Below are 21,716 nucleotides of genomic sequence, written 5' to 3' on the forward strand. Positions count from 1 at the left end.
CGTCACACCCGGGCCAGGCGGTCCAGTGCCTGGCGCAACGTGTCGTCCTGCTTGGCGAAGCAGAAGCGCACGATGCCGGACTCGGTGCCGCCCTGGTAGAACGCGGCCACCGGAATGGCGGCCACCTTGATTTCGCTGGTCAGCCACTCGGCGAATGCCGCTTCCGGCAGGTCCGAGATGGCGCCGTAGCGCACGCACTGGAAGTAGGTGCCGTCCGCCGGCAGCAGCTCGAAGCGGCTGTCCGCCAGGCCGGCGCGGAACAGGTCGCGCTTGTGCTGGTAGAACGCCGGCAGTTCCAGGTAGGGCGCGGGATCGGCCATGTAGGCCGCGATCCCGTGCTGCATCGGGGTGTTGGTGGTGAACACGTTGTACTGGTGTACCTTGCGAAATTCCGCCATCAATGGCGCCGGCGCGGCCACGTAGCCGACCTTCCAGCCCGTCACGTGATACGTCTTGCCGAAGCTGGAGACGACGAAGCTGCGCGCGGCCAGCACGGGATGGCGGCTCATCGACTCGTGGCGCTCACCGTCGTAGACCATGTGTTCGTACACCTCGTCGGCCAGGATCAGGATGTCGGTGCCTTGCACGATGGCGGTCAGCGCGTCGATGTCGGCCTGGCGCAGCACGGTGCCGGTCGGGTTGTGCGGCGTGTTGATGACGAGCAGGCGCGTCTTCGGCGTGACGGCGGCGGCGATGCGCTCCCACGGCACCCGGTAGCCTTCCGGCCCGACTTCCATCTGCACCAGCACCGGCACGCCGCCGGCCAGCTCGACGGTGGGCAGGTAGCTGTCGTAGGCCGGCTCGATGATGATCACCTCGTCGCCCGGGTGCACGCAGCACAGGATCGCCGTCGTCAGCGCCTGGGTGGCGCCGGCGGTGACGGTGATCTCGCTGTCGGCATCGTAGGCATGGCCGTACAGCGCGCCGATCTTGGCCGCGATGGCGTTGCGCAGCACGGGCGCGCCGGCCATCATCGGGTACTGGTTGAAACCGGCCCGCATCGCCTCGGTCACCATGTCGACCAGCTTCGGGTCGCACGGGAAGTCGGGGAAGCCCTGGCCCAGGTTGACGGCGCCGTGCTGGGCGGCCAACTGGGACATGCGGGTGAACACGGTCGTGCCCACGGCGGGCAGTTTGGAGGCGAGGGCGGGCGTGACGGGAGTGACGGCGGTTGCGTTGGTCATTGGCGTTGTCATGGAAAGCGGGTCGACACCATTCTAGCGCAGGCACCCGCGCTTGCGGGCTGGTCAGGCCGCCGGCACGGGCGGCTGCCACTTCTCCGGCGGGATGACGGCGAACATGCCGGCCTTGGCCAGCCGCTTGGACAGCTTCAGCAGCGCCTTGTCCTTGGTGATCAAGGTGGTGGCGCCGGCGTCGCGCGCCAGTTCCAGGAATTTCTGGTCGTCCGGGTCGGTGCAGACGGGCAGGCGCACGCCCGATTCGGCTGGCGCCACGAGCTTGACCAGCGCATCGAAGCGGGCGGCGGCGGCGGGGCGGCTGCTGTCATCCAGCGGCAGGTGCGGATAGTGCAGCACGATGTTGTATTCGTCGCGGCAGTCGGCGCGCGTGATCGCCTCCACGGCCCCGCTTTCGATGGCGGCCAGCAGCGCGGCCCAGCGCGGGTCGTGGAAGACGAACAGGTCGAGGCAGACGTTGGTGTCGATGACGATGCGCGGCGGCAAGGATTCAGCTAAAGCAGGTATCATGTGGGAAATTCTTGTTTTGAAGTACGAACCGAATCATATGCTGATAGTGCTGTCCCCCGCAAAAAGTCTCGACCTGGAGTCGCCTTCCCCCACCGACCACGCCACCGAACCGGCCTTCCTGGCCCATTCCGAACAGCTGATCGCGCAGCTGCGCGAGTTCTCGCCGGCCCAACTGGCCGAGCTGATGGACCTGTCCGACGCGCTGTCCGCACTGAACGTGGGCCGCTATGCGTCGTGGAGCACGTCGCTCGACGATGCGCGCCAGGCCGTGATGACGTTCAACGGCGACGTCTACGACGGCCTGTCCGCCCGCACGATGGCGCCGCCACAGCTGGACTACACCCAGTCGCGCATCCGCATCCTGTCCGGCCTGTACGGCCTGCTGCGCCCGCTCGACCTGATCCACCCGCACCGGCTGGAGATGGGCACGCGGCTGAAGAACCCGCGCGGCAAGGACCTGTACGCATTCTGGGGCGACCTGATCACGGAGGCGCTGAACGCGGCGGCGCGCGAGCAGGGCGCCCGCTGGCTGGTCAATTGCGCGTCGGAGGAATATTTCAAGTCGGTGCGGGCGGCCAAGCTGGATGTGCCGGTGATCACGCCCGTGTTCGAGGAGTGGAAGAACGGCAAGTACAAAATCATCTCGTTCTACGCCAAGCGCGCGCGCGGCATGCTGGCGCGTTATGCGGCCGAGCGCAGCATTACCGAGCCGGAGCAGTTGAAGGCGTTCGATGTGGATGGGTATGCGTTCGACGCGACGGCGTCGAACGATGCGACCTGGGTGTTCCGCCGCAAGGCTTGAGGAGTTTGCCAGCGCACCGCTGGCGGTTCAGGCTTGGGGACTGTCCCCGGTTTTCTTTGGTAACGCTGGCGTTAACGATAAAAACCGGGGTCAGTCCCCGTTGGGGACAGACCCCAAAACCGGATCAGCCCCAGAATTTCCACCACTTCCGCTCGGCTTTGGGCGCACCCTCCTCGAGGAACTTCGAGTTCGGGAAGTTCAGCTTGAACACCCGCATCGTATCGTCGCGCAGGGAGGTGTTGCCCAGCTTGTCGTAGCTGCGCGCCATGATCCACAGCGCTTCCTCGATCGACGGCGAGTCGCGGTAGTCGCGCACGGCGTCCTGGGCGCGGTTGGCGGCGGCCAGGTAGGCGCCGCGGCGGTAGTAGTAGCGCGCCACGTACACTTCGTACTTGGCCATCGCGTTGATCAGGTACTTCATCCGGTCGACGGCGTCCGGCGTGTATTTGCTGTTCGGGAACTTGTCGACCAGGGCCTTGAACGCCGCGAACGCTTCGCGCGTGGCCTTCGGATCGCGCTCGGCGGGATCTTGCTCGTAGACGAAGTTCAGCAGGCTCAGCTGGTCATTGAAGTTGACCAGGCCGCGCAGGTAGTACATGTAGTCGACGTTCGGATGATTCGGGTGCAGCTTGATGAAACGCTCCACGGCGGCCAGGGCCTGCGCCTGGTCCTGCGCCTTGTAGTGGGCATAGGCCACTTCCATCTGCGCCTGCTGCGCGTACACGCCGAACGGGTAGCTGGCTTCCAGCTTTTCATACAGCTGGATTGCGCGCTCGTAGTGCTGGCCGGCCATTTCTTCCTTGGCCTCCGAGTATAATTTCGTTGCGGACCAACCTTTGGTCTCATCGGCCTGTTCAGGTAACAGGCCGCAGGCCGACAAACTGAGCAGTGCTACGGATGCTGCCAACACCTTGATTTTTTTTTGCATGTTCTCGTGCAAGAAGACGTTTAAACAAGATACTACACTAGGCTGATTATAGCCGATGGGAATGCTGTGAACTTGAACCATGTGCCGGATACGGCCGAACAACTGCCCGATCCACTCCTCGACAACGATGTTGACGCCGATTTCGACGGCGAGTTTCCCGCCGCCGAGGCGCCCGGCTTTGCCGCGCCGCTGGCGCCGATCGAGCTGCAACTGACGCCCGAAGCCTGCGGCGAGCGGCTCGACAAGGTCATCGCGAAACTGGTGCCGCAATTCTCGCGCGGCCGCCTGCAGAGCTGGATCGAGGAGGGCTTCGTCACCGTCGACGGCAAGCCGGCCAAGGTGCGCGCCACCGTCTACGGGGACGAGAAGATCGTCGTGCTGCCGCAGGCGGCGCCGGAGGACGTGGCGTTTGCTCCCGAAGAGATCGCCCTCGATGTCGTGTACGAGGACGACCACCTGATCGTCATCAACAAGCCGGCCGGCCTGGTCGTGCATCCGGGGGCGGGGAACTGGTCCGGCACCTTGCTGAACGGCCTGCTGCATCGCTGGCCCCAGCTGGGCGGCGTGCCGCGCGCCGGCATCGTCCACCGCCTCGACAAGGACACCAGCGGCCTGATGGTGATCGGCAAGGACCTGCCCACGCAGACCGACCTGGTGCGCCAGCTGCAGGCCCGTACCGTCAAGCGCGAGTACTGGGCGCTGGTGTGGGGCACGCCGCGCCTGTCGGGCACCATCGACGCCTCGATGGGCCGGCACCAGAAAGACCGCGTCAAGATGGCGGTCTCCACCAGCCTGGGCTCGAAGCCGGCCATCACGCATTACCAGCGCCTGGAATCGGGCGAGCTGGACCGCCGTCCCGTCAGCCTGGTGCAGTGCCGCCTGGAGACAGGCCGCACCCACCAGATCCGCGTCCACATGGCGCACCTGGGCTTCCCGCTGGTAGGCGACTACGTCTACGGCAAGCCGCACCTGACGGGCGTGTTCCATCGCCAGGCCCTGCAGGCCCGGCGCCTGGGCCTGGTGCATCCGGCCACCGGCCAGGACTGCGAATGGATCGTGCCGCTGGCCGACGATTTCCGCGCGCTGCTGGACGAGGCGGGCATCGAGGAACCCCCGGAAACCGTCATCGGTGACGACTATGCCGATGCGGACGACTTCGACGACGAGGACGAATGAGCAAAACCTCCAACGCGCCGCAATGGCTGGTGCCGGACTGGCCGGACCTGCCGGCCACGGTCGGCGTACTGTGCACCACACGGCGCGGTGGCGTCAGCCCGCCGCCGTATGACGACGGCCAGGGCAAGGGCGGCCTGAACCTGGGGATCCACGTGGGCGATGCGCCCAGGTGCGTCGAGCGCAACCGCGACATCGTGCGCGCCGAGCTGCCGTCCGAGCCGGTCTGGCTGACGCAGGTGCATGGCACGGCCGTCGTGGACGCGTCCACGGTGGACACCATTGCCGGCGTCACGCCCACGGCGGACGCCAGTTTTACGCGCGAACGTGGCGTGGTGTGTGCCATCCTGACGGCGGACTGCCTGCCGGTGCTGCTGTGCGACACGGCCGGCACCGTGGTCGGCGCCGTGCATGCGGGCTGGCGCGGCTTGGCCGAGGGCGTGCTGGAACAGTCGGTGGCGACGATGCGCGCGGCCGGCGCCGGCGAATTGCGCGCCTGGCTGGGCGCGGCGATCGGCCCGGCCCGCTTCGAAGTGGGGCCGGAAGTGCTGGAAGCCTTCCTGGCGCGCGCCGAAGGCAGTGTCGACCTGGTGCGCGCCGCCTTCATCCCGCTGCCCGAGCGCCCCGGCAAATACCTGTGCAACCTGTATGCGCTGGCCCGCATCGCGCTGGCGCGCGTGGGCGTGCAGCGCGTCGCCGGCGGCGACTTCTGCACGGTGTCGAACTCCGGCCGCTTCTACTCCTTCCGCCGCGACGGCGTCACGGGCCGCCAGGCCAGCCTCATCTGGATTCGGTGATGCCTCATGGCGGCGGCTCGCGCCGGGCGGCGGCTTGCCGCTCGCGCCGGCGTTTGCGCCGCTTGCCTCCCGTCACATAGAATAGAATGCCCAGTGGCAGGGCACAGTACAGCAGGAACGTCATCATCCCCGCCACCACCGTAGGTTCGGTCAACGCCATCAGCAGCACGACGTAGACCCAGGCAAGCGCGACTATCAGCATCGTTTTTAGTAAGTCTTCGGTAACAAGATCAATTCTAAATGGAATGCACCAATGAACAAGCCTGACCCGATGCCCGACCCGCAAGCGATCGCTACCGCATGGATGTCCCAGTTCAGCGATCCGAACCAGTGGCAATCCTGGTTCCGCATGATGCCCGACATGGACGCGCTGCCCGGCGCCGCACTGCTGCGCGATGCCGGCGCCAGTATCCGGCCCGACGTGCTGGAGACCCTGAAGAACGAATACATCGCCGAATTCGGCGCCCTGTGGCAGGAATTCCTGGCCGGCCGCGCGCCACAGGTGAAGGACCGGCGCTTCGCGTCGGAGGCGTGGACGGCCAATCCCGTGACCGCCTTCAACGCGGCCGCCTATCTCCTCAACGCCAAGTTCCTGATCGCGATGGCCGACGCCGTGGAGGCGTCGCCGCACCAGAAACAGAAGATCCGCTTCGCCGTACAGCAGGTGGTGGACGCGATGTCGCCCGCCAACTTCCTGGCGACCAACCCGGAAGCGCAGCAGAAACTGATCGAAACCAAGGGCGAGAGCCTGACCAAGGGCCTGGCCAATATGCTGGCGGACATGCGCCGCGGCCATATCTCGCAGTCGGACGAGAAGGCCTTCGAGGTGGGCCGCAACCTGGCCACGACGGAAGGCCACGTGGTGTACGAAAACGCGCTGTTCCAGCTGCTGCAGTACAAGCCGCTGACGGCGAGCGTGCACGAGCGCCCGCTGCTGATGGTGCCGCCGTGCATCAACAAGTTCTACATCCTGGACCTGCAGCCGGATAATTCGCTGGTGCGCTATGCCGTCGAGCAGGGCAATACCGTGTTCCTGGTCTCCTGGCGCAACCCGGACCAGTCGCTGGCCCAGACCACCTGGGACGACTACGTGGAGCAGGGCGCTATCGAGGCGATCCGCGTGACGCAGGAGATCTCGCGTGCCGACAAGCTGAACACGCTGGGCTTCTGCGTCGGCGGCACGTTATTGGCCACGGCCCTGGCCGTGCTGGCGGCGCGCGGCCAGCAGCCGGCCGCCAGCGTCACCTTGCTGACGACCTTCCTGGACTTCTCCGACACGGGCGTGCTGTCCGTGTTCGTCGACGAGCCGCAAGTGCAGTTGCGCGAGCAGGCATTGGGGCGGGGCGGCCTGATGGCCGGGCGCGACCTGGCCAGCACCTTCTCCAGCCTGCGCCCGAACGACCTGGTGTGGAACTACGTGCAGTCGAACTACCTGAAGGGCAACGAGCCGCCGCCGTTCGACCTGCTGTACTGGAACGCGGATTCGACCAACCTGCCGGGACCGATGTTCTGCTGGTACCTGCGCCATACCTACCTGGAAAACAGCCTGAAGGAGCCGGGCAAGCTGAAGGTCGCTGGCGTGCCGGTGGACCTGAGCACCATCGACGCGCCGGCCTTCGTCTACGCGTCGCGCGAAGACCATATCGTGCCGTGGCAGTCCGCCTACGGTTCGACCCTGCTGCTCAATCCGGGCCGGCGCGAACGCAACCGATTCGTGCTGGGCGCATCCGGCCACATCGCCGGCGTCATCAACTCGCCCGCCAAGAAAAAGCGCAGCTACTGGACCAACGCCGATGCCGGCGCGCCGGCGGATGGCTGGCTGGCCGGCGCGACCGAGCATCCCGGCAGCTGGTGGCCGGAGTGGGCCGCTTTCCTGGCCGAACACGGCGGCAAGGACGTCAAGGCGCCGGCCAAGCTGGGCAATGCGAAATACAAGCCCATCGAGCCGGCGCCGGGCCGCTACGTCAAGCAAAAGGCGGATTGACAAGCGTGCGTATTTATTAGTTGCGTGGTAATAAAGACCGATAAGTACGGGAAATAGGCGAGATCAGGCAAAATCTTATCTCGCCGCCACCAACTGTGGTTTTTTTCACTCTATAATAGGCCGACCGGGCTTGGGCAAGGCGAACCGCGGTTCGCTTTTCGCAGCGCTCTCTTTTTGCAGTTTTCGCAGCCTTGACCGGCTGCGCGCGGCAGCGCCGCATTGAGTGGATGAGTGGACTTGTGATGAGTAGTGCAAAAAAAAGTGCTGAACGCTTGATCAAGAAGTATCCGAACCGCCGTCTTTACGATACACAGACCAGTTCCTATATCACCCTGACCGACGTCAAGCAGCTGGTGCTCGATGCCGATCCGTTTTACGGTGGTCGATGCGAAGTCGAACGAGGACCTGACCCGCAGCATCCTGCTGCAAATCATCCTGGAAGAGGAGGCCAGCGGCGCGCCGATGTTCTCGACCGACGTACTGGCGCAGATCATCCGCTACTACGGCCATGCGATGCAGGGCATGATGGGCTCTTACCTGGAGAAGAACATCCAGGCGTTTACCGACATCCAGCGCCGCCTGACCGCCAGCGCCGCCAATTTCGACGGCAAGACGTTCAGCCCGGAGATGTGGACCCAGTTCATGAACGTGCAGGCGCCGATCATGCAGGGCATGATGAACAACTACATCGACCAGAGCAAGAACCTGTTCGTGCAGATGCAGGAGCAGATGCAGAACCAGAGCCTGAGCCTGTTCGGCGCGTTCCCGTTCGGCGTGCCGCCGGCCACGACGCCGCCGGAGAAGAAGTAAATCCCACGAAAACCGGCCCGCGCCGGTTTTTTTACGCCCCCTAAACCGGGGTCAGGTCTGACAATCGGACAAATGTCTCATTGCCAGACCTGACCCCGGTTAGCCCCCAAAGCTTGGGGTCTGTCCCCGTAGGGGACTGACCCCGAAGTTTGTAAGCGACCCACGCGACCCACTGCGAACTTCGGGGTCAGTCCCTTTGCAGGGACAGACCCCATGGTGTGGGTCACTAATTCCGCCGAGAAGCATCAAGCCCTGCACAGTGCGGTGGAAGCGTTGCCACACCGGCCAAATATTTGTTGACCAGACAATTTCGCCGCTGCTACTATCTTCACATGGAACTGGAATCGTTTCCAATCCAACCCATCAGAAGGAGACGCAGTGCTACAGAACACCCTGAGCAGCAGCTTCGACCCACCCGCCGGCTCGGTCGTGCGCCACCCGGATTTCCTGCTGGGCGTCGCCACGGCGGCCTACCAGATCGAAGGCGCAGTGGCCGAAGACGGTCGCCTGCCGTCGATCTGGGACACGTTCTCGGCCACGCCCGGGAAGGTGCTGCACGGCGACACCGGTGCCGTCGCCTGCGATCATTACCACCGTTGGGAGGAGGACGTGGACCTGCTGGCCAGCCTGAACGTGGATGCCTACCGCCTGTCGATCGCCTGGCCGCGCGTGATGGACGCCGCCGGCCGGCCGAACGAGAAGGGGCTGGCGTTCTACCGCCAGCTGCTGCAAAAGTTGAAGGACCACGGCATCCGCACCTCCGTCACGCTATACCACTGGGACCTGCCGCAGCACCTGGAAGACGCCGGCGGCTGGCGCAACCGCGCGACCGCCCAGCGCTTCGCCGAGTACGCGGACCTGGTCAGCCGCGAGCTGGCCGGCCTGGTCGATTTCTGGTCCACGCTGAACGAACCCTGGTGCTCGGCGATGCTGGGCTACGGCACCGGCCACCACGCGCCGGGCCAGGCCGACCTGTTGGCCGCGAACGAAGCGATGCACCACCTGCTGCTGGGGCACGGGCTGGCGCTGGCGGCAATGCGCCGCAACGACCCCGGCTCGCAGAAGGGCATCGTCGTCAACGTCGGCCGCGGCACGACCGATGGCGCCACGCCGGCCGACGTGCGCGCGGCGCAGCTGTTCGAGCTGCAGCACAACGACTGGGTGCTCGACCCGCTGCTGCGCGGCGAATATCCGGCCGTGCTGCATGACGAACTGTGGCCGGCCGCGCGACCGCCGGTGCTGGAAGGCGACCTGGCGATCATCGGCGCGCCGCTGGACTTCCTGGGCATTAATTACTACTTCCGCACCAATGTGCGCGCGGACGGGCAGGGTGGCTACGTGGAAGTGCCGCTGGCAGGCGTCGAGCGCACGCAGATGGGCTGGGAGGTGTATCCCGACGGCCTGCGCGACCTGCTGATCGGCTTCCAGCGCCGGTACGCGAATCTGCCGCCGATCTATATTACCGAGAACGGCATGGCCAGCGACGACCGGGTGGTGGACGGCGCGGTCATCGACCGCCAGCGCATCGCCTACCTGAACCGCCACCTGGCGGCGGTGGACGAGGCGCTCAAGGCGGGCGTGGACGTGCGAGGCTACTACGTCTGGTCGCTGCTGGACAACTTCGAATGGGCCTACGGCTACGAGCGGCGCTTCGGCATCGTCCACGTCGACTACGCCACGCAGCGGCGCACGCCCAAGCGCAGCGCGGAGTTGATCCGCGACTTCCTCGCCCGACGCAGGGCAGGCGGCTGACACGCCCCGTTCGCCCGGCCGTATCACTTATCATAAGCTAGTCATTATAAAAACAGCGCCACAGGCGCCAGGAGACAAGATGAAAGAGGCCAACAAAGAGGCCAGGATGCGCGCCGCGCTTGCCGTGGCGGCCCTGGTGCTGGCCGGCCACGGTGCGCATGCGGCCACGCCGGCGCCCGCCGAGCCGCTCAAGGCAACCGTATCGCACTGGTGGACGTCCGGCGGCGAGTCGGCCGCGATCCGCCAGTTCGCCGAAGCGTTCAACCGTGCCGGCGGCCAGTGGATCGACCAGGCCGTGGCAGGCGCCGAGCAATCACGTGCATCCACCATCAATCGCATTGTCGGCGGCAACGCGCCCGTCGCGGCGCAGTTCAACACCTCGCGCCAGTTCCGCGACATCGTCGACCAGGGCCTGCTCAATAACCTGGACGACGTGGCGGCCAAGAACAATTGGGACCGCGTGCTGCCGCAGGTGATCCTGGACGTGATCCGCATCGACGGCCATTACTATGCCGCGCCGGTGGACATCCATATGCCGGCCTGGTTCTTCTACTCGAAAAAGGCGTTCGCGCAGGCGAAGATCAAGGACGAGCCACGCAACTGGGACGAGTTCATCGCCACGCTCGACAAGCTGAAGGCCGCCGGCCTGATCCCGCTGGCGTTCGGTGGCCAGGTGTGGCAGGAGAAGATCGTGTTCGACGCCGTGTTCGCGCTGGTGGGCGGGCCGGAGCTGTTCCTGAAGGTCTACCGCGACCGCGACCTGAACGCCGTGCGCTCGCCGGCGTTTCGTAACGTGCTGGTGTCGTTCCGCAGGCTGAAGGCCTACACCGACCCCGGCGCGCCAGGGCGCAACTGGAACGATGCCACGGCCCTGGTGGTGTCGAACCGCGCCGGCCTGCAGATCATGGGCGACTGGGCCAAGGGCGAATTCCTGGCCGCGGGCCAGGTGGCCGGGCGCGATTTCGGCTGCTTCCCCGGCTTCGGCCCGAAGGCGCCCTACATCGTGGCGGGCGACGCGTTCGTGTTCCCGAAGACCGCCAAGCCGAACATCGTCAAGGCGCAGAAGCTGCTGGCCACGGTGATGACGTCGCCTGGCCCGCAGGCCGCGTTCAGCGCGCGCAAGGGCTCGATCCCGATCCGGCCGGACGTCGACATGTCCCAGCTGGACATGTGCGCACGCCAGGGGCTCGCGATCATGCAGGACACCTCGCGCCAGCTGCCCAATGCCGAGATGCTGGTCGATCCGGACCTGAACGGCGCGTTGCAGGACGTGCTGACCAACTTCTGGAACCGCAATCAGACGCCGGAACAGGCGCAGCAGGCTTTCGCCCAGGCGATGAAGGACAACGCATGGTGACCGCCCGCCGCACGGCCTGCTGGTCCGCCTACGCGGCATTGCTGCCGATGGCCCTGACCGTCGTGGGCGTCTACATCGGCACCCTGCTGTGGACCGCGCGCGTCTCCGTCAGCAGTGCGCGCATCTTCCCCACCGGCGACTTCGTCGGCCTCGGTCAGTACGAGCGGCTGTTCCGCAACGCGCGCTGGCTGCTGTCGCTGGAAAACCTGGCGATCTACGGCGTGCTGTTCATCCTGGCCTGCCTGGTCGTCGGCTTCCTGCTGGCCGTGTTCATCGACCAGAAGGTGATGGGCGAGGGCGCCCTGCGCACCGTGTTCCTGTATCCGTACGCGATGTCGTTCGTGGCTACTGGGCTGGTGTGGCAATGGATCCTGAACCCGGAGCTGGGCATCCAGCGCGTGGTACGGCGGCTGGGCTTCGAGGATTTCACCTTCGACTGGATCGTCGACCAGGACAAGGCGCTGTACACGATCGTGCTGGCCACCGTCTGGCAGGCTTCCGGCCTGGTGATGGCGCTGCTGCTGTCCGGGCTGCGCGGCATCGACGAGGAGCTGTGGAAGGCCGCCCGCATCGACGGCATCCCGGTGTGGCGGGTGTACACCAGTATCGTGCTGCCGATGCTGTGGCCGTCGCTGTCCACCGCCTTCATGCTGCTGGCCGTGATGGTGGTCAAGCTGTTCGACGCCGTCGTGGCGATGACGCAGGGCGGCCCCGGCACGGCGACGGAGGTGCCGGCCAAGTTCATCATGGACTACCTGTTCGGCCGCGCCAATATCGGCCTGGCCTCGGCCGCCTCGCTGGTGCTGCTGGCCACCGTGCTGGCGGTGGTGGCGCCGCTGTACTACGCCCGCAGCAAGGCCGTGCAAAGGGGACTGCGATGAAGCGCGATGCGATCGGCGATATCGTTCTGCCGCCGGTGCGGCGCAAGCAGCGCCGCCTGACGCCGGCGCGCATCGGCGTGTACGCCTTCCTCGTCACGGCCGCGCTGTTCTTCCTGGTGCCGCTGTACGTGATGCTGGTGACGTCGGTCAAGCCGATGGCGGAGATCCGGCTCGGCAACCTGTTCGCGTTGCCCATGGCGCCCACCCTGGCACCGTGGGAGAGCGCCTGGAAGAGCGCCTGCACGGGCCTGGAATGCGAGGGCATCCGTGGCGGCTTCTGGAACTCGGTCTGGATCACGCTGCCCAGCATGGTGCTGTCGATCGCCATCGGCGCGGTCAACGGCTATGCGCTGTCGTTCTGGCGGCCGCGCGGGGCCAATGTGCTGTTCGCCGTCCTGATGATGGGCGCCTTCGTGCCGGGCCAGGTCATGCTGTATCCGCTGGTGCGCGCGCTGGCGGCGGTGGAGCTGTACAGCTCCTTGCCGGGCATCGTGCTGGTGCACGTGATCTTCGGCATGCCGACCATGACGCTGTTGTTCCGCAATTACTATGCGGCGCTGCCGCAGGAGCTGTTCAAGGCGGCGCGCATCGATGGCGGCGGCTTCTGGCGCATCTTCCTGGAGCTGATGCTGCCGATGTCCACGCCCGTCATCGTCGTCGCCGCCATCATGCAGGTGACGAACATCTGGAACGATTTCCTGCTGGGGCTCGTCTTCGCCGGCAGCGACCACCTGCCGATGACGGTCCAGCTCAACAACATCATCAACACCACCACGGGCGAGCGCCTGTACAACGTCAACATGGCAGCGACGATCCTGACTTCGATGGTGCCGCTGGCGCTGTACTTCCTGTCGGGACGCTGGTTCGTGCGCGGCATCGCCGCCGGTGCCGTCAAGGGATAAGAGGAAAACCACATGGCCAATGTCTCCATCCGCAACCTGGGCATCGAACTGGGTGCCAACCGTGTCATCTCCGCGCTCGACCTGGACGTGCGCGCCGGCGAGTTCGTCGTGCTGCTGGGGCCTTCCGGCTGCGGCAAGTCGACGCTGCTGCACAGCATCGCGGGCCTGAACGACGCCGCCGCCGGCAGCATCGAGATCGGCGGGCGCGACATGACGTACGCCGATCCCAAGGATCGCGGCATCGCGCTGGTGTTCCAGTCGTACGCGCTGTACCCGACCATGAATGTGGAAAAGAACCTGTCGTTCGGCCTGCGCATCGCCGGCACGCCGAAGGACGAGATCGCGCGGCGCGTGGCGCGCGCGGCGGACATGCTGCAATTGGGCCCGCTGCTGCAGCGGAAACCCGGCCAGCTCTCGGGCGGGCAGCGCCAGCGCGTGGCCATCGGTCGCGCCATCGTGCGCCAGGCCGACGTGTTCCTGTTCGACGAACCGCTGTCGAACCTGGACGCCAAGCTGCGCACGGAGCTGCGCCGCGAACTGAAGCTGCTGCACGGCCAGCTGGGCGCGACGATGATCTACGTGACGCACGATCAGGTCGAGGCAATGACCTTGGCCGACCGCATGGCCGTCATGCAGGGCGGCGTGATCCAGCAGTTCGACACGCCCGATGCGATCTACCGGCGGCCGGAAAACCTGTTCGTCGCGACCTTCCTCGGCTCGCCGGGCATGAACCTGTTCCGCGGCCGGCTGGCGCGGCAGGACGGCCGCGTGGTGTTCGACGACGGCCACCTGGCGCTCGACGTCAGCGCCTACCCGTTCCGCCAGCCGCCAGCCGACGGCCAGGCCTGCGTGCTGGGCGTGCGGCCGGAAGACGTGGAGGTGCGTGCCGACGGCCCGTGCCAGGGCAACGTCGCACTGGTCGAGGCCATGGGGGCGCACCGCGTGCTGTGGCTCGATCACCACGGCACCCAGGTCGCCGCCATCGTGCAGGACGAGCACCCGGCCGTGGCGGGCAGTGCGGCGTTCGCGTTGCGGCCCGCGCACATTTCGCTGTTCGACGAGGCCAGCACGCGGCGCCTCTGACCCGCAGCACCACCCATGACGGCAATGGCCGCGGCGCGGCCGGGCGCCGTCGCGCCTGACGCTTGACCTATCCGAGGGGAGACCGATGAAGACACTGAACAAGACGACACTGGCGCTGTGCCTGGCGGCGCTGGGCGGGGAAGCCGCCGCGCAGGCGGCAGCGCAGGACCCCGGCACGATGGAACGCATCGTCGTCACCGCCAACCGCCGCGACCAGCTGGTGCAGGACACGCCGTTGGCCGTCAGCGCGTTCACGCAGGAGACGCTGCAGAACAACCAGGTCAAGGACCTTGCGTCGCTGACGGCCCTGGTGCCCAGCCTGGTGGTGGAACCGCACAGCGACTCGGGCGGCGTGCACGTCTACCTGCGCGGGGTCGGTTCGGCCAACCACACGGAACTGGGCGACCCGGCCGTGGCGTTCTACGTGGACGGCATCTACCTGCCGCGGCCGCAGGGCGCCACGGCCCTGATGTACGACCTGGCCCACGTGGAGGTGGCGCGCGGGCCGCAGGGCACGCTGAGCGGCCGCAATGCGACGGCCGGTGCCGTCAACCTGGTGTCGGCCGCGCCCAACACGACGAAGACGATGGGCGCCGTCAGCGTGACGGCCGGCGACTATCACCGCATCCAGACGCAGGGCATGATCAACCTGCCGTTCGGCGACAACCTGGCGTTGCGGGTGGCGGCGATCAAGGACAGCCACGACGGCTATGTGGACTTCGCGCGCGGGTCGAACGTGCCGCCGGGTGCGGACAAGTACGGCGCGCAGGACCAGGCGGGCGCGCGCGCCACCCTGCTGTGGAAGATCACACCGGCCTTGCGCGCCACCTTCATCGCCGACTATTACGAAGACAAGGGTGCCGGCAACGTCTACCTGGCGCAGGAGCCGGTGGCCGGCCAGGACCGCTGGAGCGCGGTGATCGACACCCCCGGCACGCTGGATCAGTCCATCATGACGTACAAGACGAAGTGGAACTGGGCCGCGACGGACTGGCTGGACGTGCAGTACCTGGGCAGCTGGAGCCGCCTGAAACGCAGCAACGCCAGTGACGCCGACGCCGGCCTGTACCTGGGCTTCAAGGCGGAAAACCGCACCGAGTGGGGCCAGTTCGACAGTCATTCGAACGAGCTGCAGCTACGTTCCGCCGGTGCCGGGCCGGTGCAGTGGGTCGCCGGCCTGTTCGAGTTCGGCGAGAACAACCGCATCCGCTTCGACATCGACCGCAGCCAGATTTCCGAGGCGGCCCTGCGCCAGGACCTGGCGGCCGGCAATGTGATCTTCGTGCGGCCGACCGTGGGCGAATATGCTTCGGCGATGTCGTTCATCCAGGGCGACCGGCAATTGAAATCGAAGGCCGTGTTCGCGCAGGGCAGCTATGACGTCAACGAGCAGTACAAGGTCACTGCCGGCGCTCGCTACACCAAGGACCACAAGTTCGACCGGGGCGGCCAGAACTGGGCCTGCCCGAACTGGCCGGACAATGCCCCGCGCGGCGCGGCCGTGCTGACGCCGAACCAGCTGGCGCAACTGGTCACGCCCGGCACGGGCCTGATCAACACCCACAATATCGGCCCGGGCGGGGCGGTCACGGTGGCCGGCTGCGGCAACACGCCGGGCGACAACACGGCCGACCTGGAATATGGCCAGGCGACCTGGCTTGGCCGGGTGGAGTACAAGCCGGCCAGGGACATCCTGGCGTTCGCGTCCGTGACGACGGGCTTCCACTCGCCCGCGATCGGCGACGGCGGCGCCACCACCAAGCCGGAAAAGCTGACCAGCTACGAGATCGGCTTCAAGTCCGACCTGCTGAACCGGACGCTGACCTTGAACCTGGACGCGTTCTGGATGAAGTACAAGGACAAGCTGGAGTCGCAGGTCGTCAACAACACGCTGCAGAACTTCAACGCGGCCGGCGCCACCGTCAAGGGTATCGAGGCGGAGTTCGCGTGGCGCCCGGTTCCCGCCGCACGCATCAGCGGCAACGCCACCTGGCTGCGCGCGGCCTACGACAGCTTCCTGTCGTGCGACATCGACGCGGCGCGCGCCAACGGCCAGGTGTGCGGTACGACGGCGCCGACGGAGGACGTTGGCGGCTCGGTGCTGAAGCATGCGCCGCGCTTCGCCACCACCGTGATGGGCGAATACGATTTCGCGGTCGCGGGCGGCCGGCTGACGCCGCGCCTCCAGGCGCACTACGAGACGAAAGCCTTCATCGCTGCCGGTGCGTTCAACCGCGACGTGCCGGGCCATCCGGGCGTCAAGCAGCAGCCGGCTTACACGACGCTGGACGTCAGCCTGCGCTACGAGCCGGCCAACAAGGCCTACACGGCCGAACTGTTCGTCAACAACGCCACCGACAAGGAGGTCAAGTACGACGCCGTCGAGGTCTGCACGCAGGTGGGCGCGCCGTGCCAGCCGAACCAGCAGATCTGGGCGGCCTACTACAACCAGCCGCGCACGCTGGGGGCGCGCTTGTCGATGAAGTTTTAGGCGCCCGGGACGCGGAAAACCCCTGGTGTCAGGCACCTATCCGCGGGTCTTCCGACCCGCGGATAGGTGCCTGACACCGGTGTTGTTTACCGCCGCCGACTTCTCCAGCACCCCGCCTTCGGGTACAATGGCAGATTGGTTCAAACGTTCGTTGCCATCTTAGCTACCCACACATGCAATCTCAGCCACTCTCCCGCCTGAACAAGCCCGCCGCCGGCGCGCCTGCCACCTCGTCCGCCCCTGCCCCGAAGGTCGGTTTCGTTTCGCTCGGCTGCCCGAAGGCGCTGGTCGACTCCGAACAGATCCTGACGCAGCTGCGCGCCGAAGGCTACGAGACCGCCAAGTCGTATGACGGCGCCGATCTCGTGATCGTCAACACCTGCGGCTTCATCGACGCGGCCGTGCAGGAATCGCTGGATGCGATCGGCGAGGCGCTGGCGGAAAACGGCAAGGTCATCGTGACCGGCTGCCTGGGCGCCAAGAAGGACACGGACGGCAGTGACCTGATCCAGAAGATCCACCCGAAGGTGCTGGCCGTGACGGGCCCGCACGCGGTCGGCGAGGTGATGGCCTCGGTGCACACGCACCTGCCGAAACCGCACGAGCCGTTCATCGACCTGCTGCCGCCGCAGGGCATCAAGCTGACGCCGAAGCACTACGCGTACCTGAAGATCTCGGAAGGCTGCAACCACCGTTGCTCGTTCTGCATCATCCCGTCGATGCGCGGCGACCTGGTGTCGCGCCCCATCGCGGAACTGATGCTGGAAGCGGAAAACCTGTTCAAGGCCGGCGTCAAGGAACTCCTGGTGATCTCGCAGGACACCTCGGCCTACGGCATCGACGTCAAGTTCCGTTCCGGCTTCTGGAACGGCCGCCCCGTCAAGACGCACATGACGCAGCTGACCGAAGCGCTGGGCCAGCTGGCCGCGCAGTACGGCGCCTGGGTGCGCCTGCACTACGTCTACCCGTACCCGCACGTGGACGAGATCATCCCGATGATGAGTGGTGGCCATGTGCTGCCTTACCTGGACATCCCGATGCAGCACGCGCATCCGGAAGTACTGAAGCGCATGAAGCGTCCGGCCTCCGGCGAGAAGAACCTGGAGCGCATCCTGAAATGGCGCCAGATGAATCCGGACCTGACGATCCGTTCGACCTTCATTGCCGGCTTCCCGGGCGAGACGGAAGCCGAGTTCGAATACCTGCTGGACTTCCTGAAGGAAGCGCAGATCGACCGCCTGGGCTGCTTCGCCTACTCGCCGGTGGAGGGCGCCACGGCCAACGAGATCGCCAACCCGGTGCCGGAAGAAGTGCGCGAGGAGCGCCGCGGCCGCGTCATGCTGCTGCAGGAAGAGATCTCGAAGAAGCGCCTGCAGGCCAAGGTCGGCAAGACGGTGAAGGTGCTGATCGACGAGCTGACCCCATCGGGCGCGATCGGCCGCTCGGCCGCCGACGCGCCGGAAATCGACGGCGTGGTCTACGTCAAGAAGCCGTACGAGCCGCACAAGAAGCTGGCCGTGGGCCAGTTCTTCGACGTCGAGATCACGCGCGCCGACGCGCATGATTTGTGGGGTGAAGCGTAATCCGGGACGTTCAACCCGCCGGGGTTTTGCAAGCTACAATAAGGCGAACCATCGAGGTTCGCCTTTTTTACGCCCACCATGACCGCCAAAAAAAACCTGCAAACCACGCTGATCCACCACGACTACACGCCACCCGAAGGCTTCGGCGCCTACCCGCCCGCCATCCACCATGCCAGCACCGTCCTGTTCGACAACGTCGCCGCGCTGCGCTCGGGCGACTGGAAGGACAAGAGCGGCTATACCTACGGCCTGCACGGCACGCCGACCACGTTCACCCTGGAAGCCAAGCTGGCCGCCATCGAGGGCGGCACGCACTGCCTGCTGGCGCCCAGCGGCCTGTCCGCCATCACGATGATCGACTTCGCGCTCCTGAAGACGGGCGACGACGTGCTGCTGCCCGATAACGTCTACCACCCCAGCCGCGTGCTGGGCAACTGGCTGCAGCAATCGATGGGCATCACGGCGCGCTATTACGACCCCCTGGTCGGCGCCGGCATCGCGCAACTGATCCGCCCGGAGACAAAGCTGATCTGGACCGAGGCACCGGGCTCGGTGACGATGGAAGTGCCCGACCTGCCGGCCATCTGCGCGGCCGCGCACGCGCGCGGCGTCACGGTCGCGCTGGACAACACCTGGTCCGCCGGCATCGCGCTGCGCGCCTTCGACCTGGGCGTGGACATCGTCGTGCAGGCGCTGACCAAGTACCAGTCGGGCGGGGCGGACGTGCTGATGGGCGCCGCCATCACGCGCGACGAGGCGCTGCACGACAAGCTCTCCACTTCCCATATGCGCCTCGGTATCGGCGTGGGCGCCGACGACGCCTACCTGGTCCTGCGCGGCCTGCCGACCCTGAAGCTGCGTTTCGATGCGCACGATGCCGGCGCGCGCCGGGTGGCGAGCTGGCTCAAGGGACGGCCCGAGATCACCCATGTGCTGCATCCGGCCTTCGAAGACTGCCCCGGGCACGCTAACTGGCGGCGCGACTTCAGCGGCGCGGGCGGCCTGTTCTCGGTGTTGTTCGACGCACGCTACAGCGAGGCGCAGACCGACCGCTTCGTCGACAGCCTGCGGCTGTTCAAGATCGGCTACAGCTGGGGTGGACCGAACAGCCTGTGCGTGCCTTACCGGATGCAAGGCATGCGCAATGCCTGGGGTGCGGCCGGCACGCTGGTGCGCTTCAATATCGGCCTGGAAGACCCGGCCGACCTGGTTGCCGACATCGAACAGGCACTCGCCGCGCTGGCGTAGGAGGAGGATTGCGTGGCGCTATGACGACGATTGAGCAATACAATCGACACGCTGTTGTTCTTTCAGGCGTTCTGGTGCTTTAATGGAAACAGGAGATCGCTGAGCCACCTATAACAACGGGAGGAAGTCATGAACGCTTCGAGGATGGCGTTTGCCATCGCGCTTGCCCTGTCACCTGCGCTGGTCTGGACTCAGGAGGGCGCGCCGAAGCGTCCCGGCGAACCGCCGCAGCAGCCGACCAGCTACGCCAAGGTCGACATCACCGAACCGTTCAACGTCACCCTCGAGCGCATGCGCGCGGCGCGGCCCATCGTGATGAAACGCCAGCAGGAACTGCTGGCGCAGCGCTACGACCTGGCCAACCGGCCGGCGCCGGGCGTGACGATGTTCCGCGGCAAGCCCGTGCAGGAAGGCGTGCGGGTGCGGCTGCCCAAGGGCGTCACGTGGCAGCAATTGGCCGCCATGGGCCCGGACGAGATCCGCAACCGCGACCTGTTCCCGGCCGGCTTCCTGCCGCTGCCGCACCCGAACCATCCCGAGGGCGGCATGCTGTTCCCGCAGTTTCATATCGACGAGGTGCTGAAACAGGAGGCGCGTGACCTGAACCGCTTCGACCTGGCGTTCGACCTGCCCGACCACGTGCTGCCGGAGTTCCCGGCGCCGATCTTCCTGACCACGCACCCGGAGCTGGGCGATGTCTCGAAGGGCAAACTGATCACCATCGACAACTTCTACGACACGTTCAACGGCATCCTCAATCCGAAGCAGATCGAGGGCCTGCGCCTGCTGCTGACGCCTTTCGCCCAGCAGCAGTTCAACCAGACCGAGGACCGCCGCTCCGTCAGACCCAGCCGCGGCGTGACCTGCTTCGACTGCCACGCCAACGGTCACACCAATGCCTCGACGCACCTGGCCGGCGACATCCGCCCGCAGGAGCTGCGCCACCGCATCGACACGCCGTCGCTGCGAGGCGTCAACGTGCAGCGGCTGTTCGGCTCCCAGCGCGCGCTGAAGACGGTCGAGGACTTCACGGAGTTCGAGCAGCGCGCCGCTTATTTCGATGGCGATCCCGTGATCGCCACGAAGAAGGGCGTCAACATCCTGGAGCGGGGCAGCCAGGTGCATTTCATGGGCGAATTCCAGGCGTTGCTGGACTTCCCGCCGGCACCGAAACTCACCGTGCTGGGCAAGCTCGATCCGAAGAAGGCGACGCCGCAGGAGCTGCGCGGCGAAGCGGTCTTCAACGGCAAGGGCCAGTGCGTGACATGCCACGCGGCGCCGTACTACACGGACAACCTGATGCACAACCTGAAGACGGAGCGCTTCTACAAGCAGAAGGTGGTCAACGGCATGAAGGCAGTGGGCGACGGCCCGATCAAGACCTTCCCGCTGCGCGGCATCAAGGAGTCGCCGCCTTACCTGCACGACGGCCGGCTGCTGACCTTGGAGGATACGGTGGAGTTCTTCAATCTCGTGCTTGAGACCAAGCTGACGGATGGGGAGAAGGCCGACCTGGTGGCGTTCCTGCGCGTGTTGTAAGGTGGGGTCTGTCCCCGCAGGGGACTGACCCTAATGCCGCTAAGGTAAGGAAATGCCTCAGCCAGCCGCAGACGTCTTTCCACCAAAAGCGGAGAGCTGGGGTCAGACCCGGCGGGTCTGACCCCGGTTTTGGACCTGGGGTTGAGGGATACGCCTGCGGCCCAGTGAGTCTTACATCCTTAACTTAGCGGCATTCGGGACTGACCCTGAAGTTCGCCGCAGTCATCGAGACGCATGGTGCTGACGCCGGCGGCTTATCGACTTAGATCGGCTCGTTGTTGTTCAGCGTAACCCAGCCGCGAATCAGCCGGTAAGCCTTCCACAACCACGCGCCGCCCCACACGAGGTAGGCCAGCGGGATGCCGATGATCGTAATGAACAGCGCGCCGCCCACCACCATCCACACCAGGTACCACCAGAACGAGCGGATCTGCCAGTCGTGATGGCTGTGCACGAAGGTGCCCATCGTCTCGCCACGCTTGACGTAGTTCAGGATCAGCGGGATGAACGAGAACGCACCCAGCGTGAAGATGAAGCTGACGCCGTGGGCCACGTACAGCCACCATGCCCAGCTCTTCGCGCCGTCGGTACGCGCGTCGAAAACGATGTCCTGAGCCATATGAACTCCCTCTATGTTGAGATAAAAGTCATACTATAGCAATTTTGCCAAGAACTGCACA

General features: G+C 66.0%; 18 protein-coding genes and 1 pseudogene. 14 read left to right on the top strand and 5 right to left on the bottom strand.

The window, feature by feature from the left end:
• Positions 1–2: 2 nt before the first annotated feature.
• Positions 3–1,184, bottom strand: a complete 1,182-nt coding sequence (locus tag E7V67_012015) for a pyridoxal phosphate-dependent aminotransferase (GenBank protein WUR15793.1) — start codon at positions 1,182–1,184, stop codon at positions 3–5.
• A 63-nt stretch (positions 1,185–1,247) separates the two neighbouring features.
• Positions 1,248–1,706, bottom strand: coding sequence for a putative toxin-antitoxin system toxin component, PIN family (locus tag E7V67_012020; protein WUR15794.1), 459 nt, complete (start codon positions 1,704–1,706; stop codon positions 1,248–1,250).
• 37 nt (positions 1,707–1,743) lie between these two features.
• Between E7V67_012020 and yaaA the strand changes: the two genes are divergently transcribed.
• Entirely contained in the window at positions 1,744–2,508 is a 765-nt protein-coding gene (yaaA, locus tag E7V67_012025; GenBank protein WUR15795.1) for a peroxide stress protein YaaA, read from the top strand.
• A gap of 124 nt (positions 2,509–2,632) precedes the next feature.
• On the opposite strand, the gene E7V67_012030 is transcribed toward yaaA, so the two are convergent.
• On the bottom strand, positions 2,633–3,436 hold the full coding sequence (locus E7V67_012030; GenBank protein ID WUR15796.1) for an outer membrane protein assembly factor BamD: 804 nt from the start codon (positions 3,434–3,436) through the stop codon (positions 2,633–2,635).
• 66 nt (positions 3,437–3,502) lie between these two features.
• Between E7V67_012030 and E7V67_012035 the strand changes: the two genes are divergently transcribed.
• A complete protein-coding gene (locus tag E7V67_012035; GenBank protein ID WUR15797.1) occupies positions 3,503–4,612 on the top strand; it encodes an RluA family pseudouridine synthase in 1,110 nt (369 codons plus the stop codon).
• A complete protein-coding gene (gene pgeF / locus E7V67_012040; protein WUR15798.1) occupies positions 4,609–5,406 on the top strand; it encodes a peptidoglycan editing factor PgeF in 798 nt (265 codons plus the stop codon). Before E7V67_012035 ends, pgeF begins: the two co-directional genes overlap by 4 nt.
• A gap of 4 nt (positions 5,407–5,410) precedes the next feature.
• Here pgeF and E7V67_012045 read toward each other — a convergent pair whose 3' ends face one another.
• On the bottom strand, positions 5,411–5,608 hold the full coding sequence (locus E7V67_012045) for a hypothetical protein (GenBank protein ID WUR15799.1): 198 nt from the start codon (positions 5,606–5,608) through the stop codon (positions 5,411–5,413).
• 51 nt (positions 5,609–5,659) lie between these two features.
• On the opposite strand from E7V67_012045, the gene phaC reads away from it, so the two are divergent.
• The 11 genes and pseudogenes from phaC (at position 5,660) to E7V67_012100 (ending at position 21,036) form a co-directional block, all read left to right on the top strand.
• Complete coding sequence (phaC, locus tag E7V67_012050) at positions 5,660–7,390, top strand: class I poly(R)-hydroxyalkanoic acid synthase (GenBank protein ID WUR15800.1); 1,731 nt, start codon at positions 5,660–5,662, stop codon at positions 7,388–7,390.
• Between the two features lie 242 nt (positions 7,391–7,632).
• A pseudogene (phaR, locus tag E7V67_012055) lies at positions 7,633–8,200 on the top strand (polyhydroxyalkanoate synthesis repressor PhaR).
• A gap of 429 nt (positions 8,201–8,629) precedes the next feature.
• Complete coding sequence (locus E7V67_012060) at positions 8,630–9,952, top strand: GH1 family beta-glucosidase (protein WUR16266.1); 1,323 nt, start codon at positions 8,630–8,632, stop codon at positions 9,950–9,952.
• 79 nt (positions 9,953–10,031) lie between these two features.
• Positions 10,032–11,309, top strand: coding sequence for an ABC transporter substrate-binding protein (locus E7V67_012065; protein ID WUR15801.1), 1,278 nt, complete (start codon positions 10,032–10,034; stop codon positions 11,307–11,309).
• Positions 11,303–12,190 carry a sugar ABC transporter permease gene (locus E7V67_012070; protein WUR15802.1) on the top strand — a complete coding sequence of 296 codons (888 nt, stop codon included), beginning with the start codon at positions 11,303–11,305 and terminating at the stop codon, positions 12,188–12,190. Before E7V67_012065 ends, E7V67_012070 begins: the two co-directional genes overlap by 7 nt.
• Positions 12,187–13,092 (top strand): carbohydrate ABC transporter permease, encoded by a 906-nt coding sequence (locus E7V67_012075; protein WUR15803.1) that lies wholly within the window; start codon positions 12,187–12,189, stop codon positions 13,090–13,092. Before E7V67_012070 ends, E7V67_012075 begins: the two co-directional genes overlap by 4 nt.
• 12 nt (positions 13,093–13,104) lie before the next feature.
• Complete coding sequence (locus E7V67_012080) at positions 13,105–14,175, top strand: ABC transporter ATP-binding protein (GenBank protein WUR15804.1); 1,071 nt, start codon at positions 13,105–13,107, stop codon at positions 14,173–14,175.
• An 85-nt stretch (positions 14,176–14,260) separates the two neighbouring features.
• The gene (locus tag E7V67_012085; GenBank protein WUR15805.1) at positions 14,261–16,666 is read left to right on the top strand and encodes a TonB-dependent receptor; all 2,406 of its coding nucleotides are present in this window, start codon (positions 14,261–14,263) and stop codon (positions 16,664–16,666) included.
• 173 nt (positions 16,667–16,839) lie between these two features.
• Positions 16,840–18,249: a 30S ribosomal protein S12 methylthiotransferase RimO gene (gene rimO, locus E7V67_012090; GenBank protein ID WUR15806.1), complete on the top strand. Its 1,410-nt coding sequence runs from the start codon at positions 16,840–16,842 to the stop codon at positions 18,247–18,249.
• Positions 18,250–18,327: 78 nt separating this feature from the next.
• A complete protein-coding gene (locus E7V67_012095; protein WUR15807.1) occupies positions 18,328–19,497 on the top strand; it encodes a cystathionine beta-lyase in 1,170 nt (389 codons plus the stop codon).
• Positions 19,498–19,626: 129 nt separating this feature from the next.
• The gene (locus tag E7V67_012100) at positions 19,627–21,036 is read left to right on the top strand and encodes a hypothetical protein (protein WUR15808.1); all 1,410 of its coding nucleotides are present in this window, start codon (positions 19,627–19,629) and stop codon (positions 21,034–21,036) included.
• Positions 21,037–21,298: 262 nt separating this feature from the next.
• Here the strand turns inward: E7V67_012100 and E7V67_012105 are convergent, their stop codons facing one another.
• A complete protein-coding gene (locus E7V67_012105; protein ID WUR15809.1) occupies positions 21,299–21,655 on the bottom strand; it encodes a hypothetical protein in 357 nt (118 codons plus the stop codon).
• Between the last annotated feature and the right edge of the window lie 61 nt (positions 21,656–21,716).

The sequence above is a fragment of the [Empedobacter] haloabium genome, from assembly GCA_008011715.2.
GTDB lineage: Bacteria > Pseudomonadota > Gammaproteobacteria > Burkholderiales > Burkholderiaceae_D > Rugamonas > Rugamonas haloabia.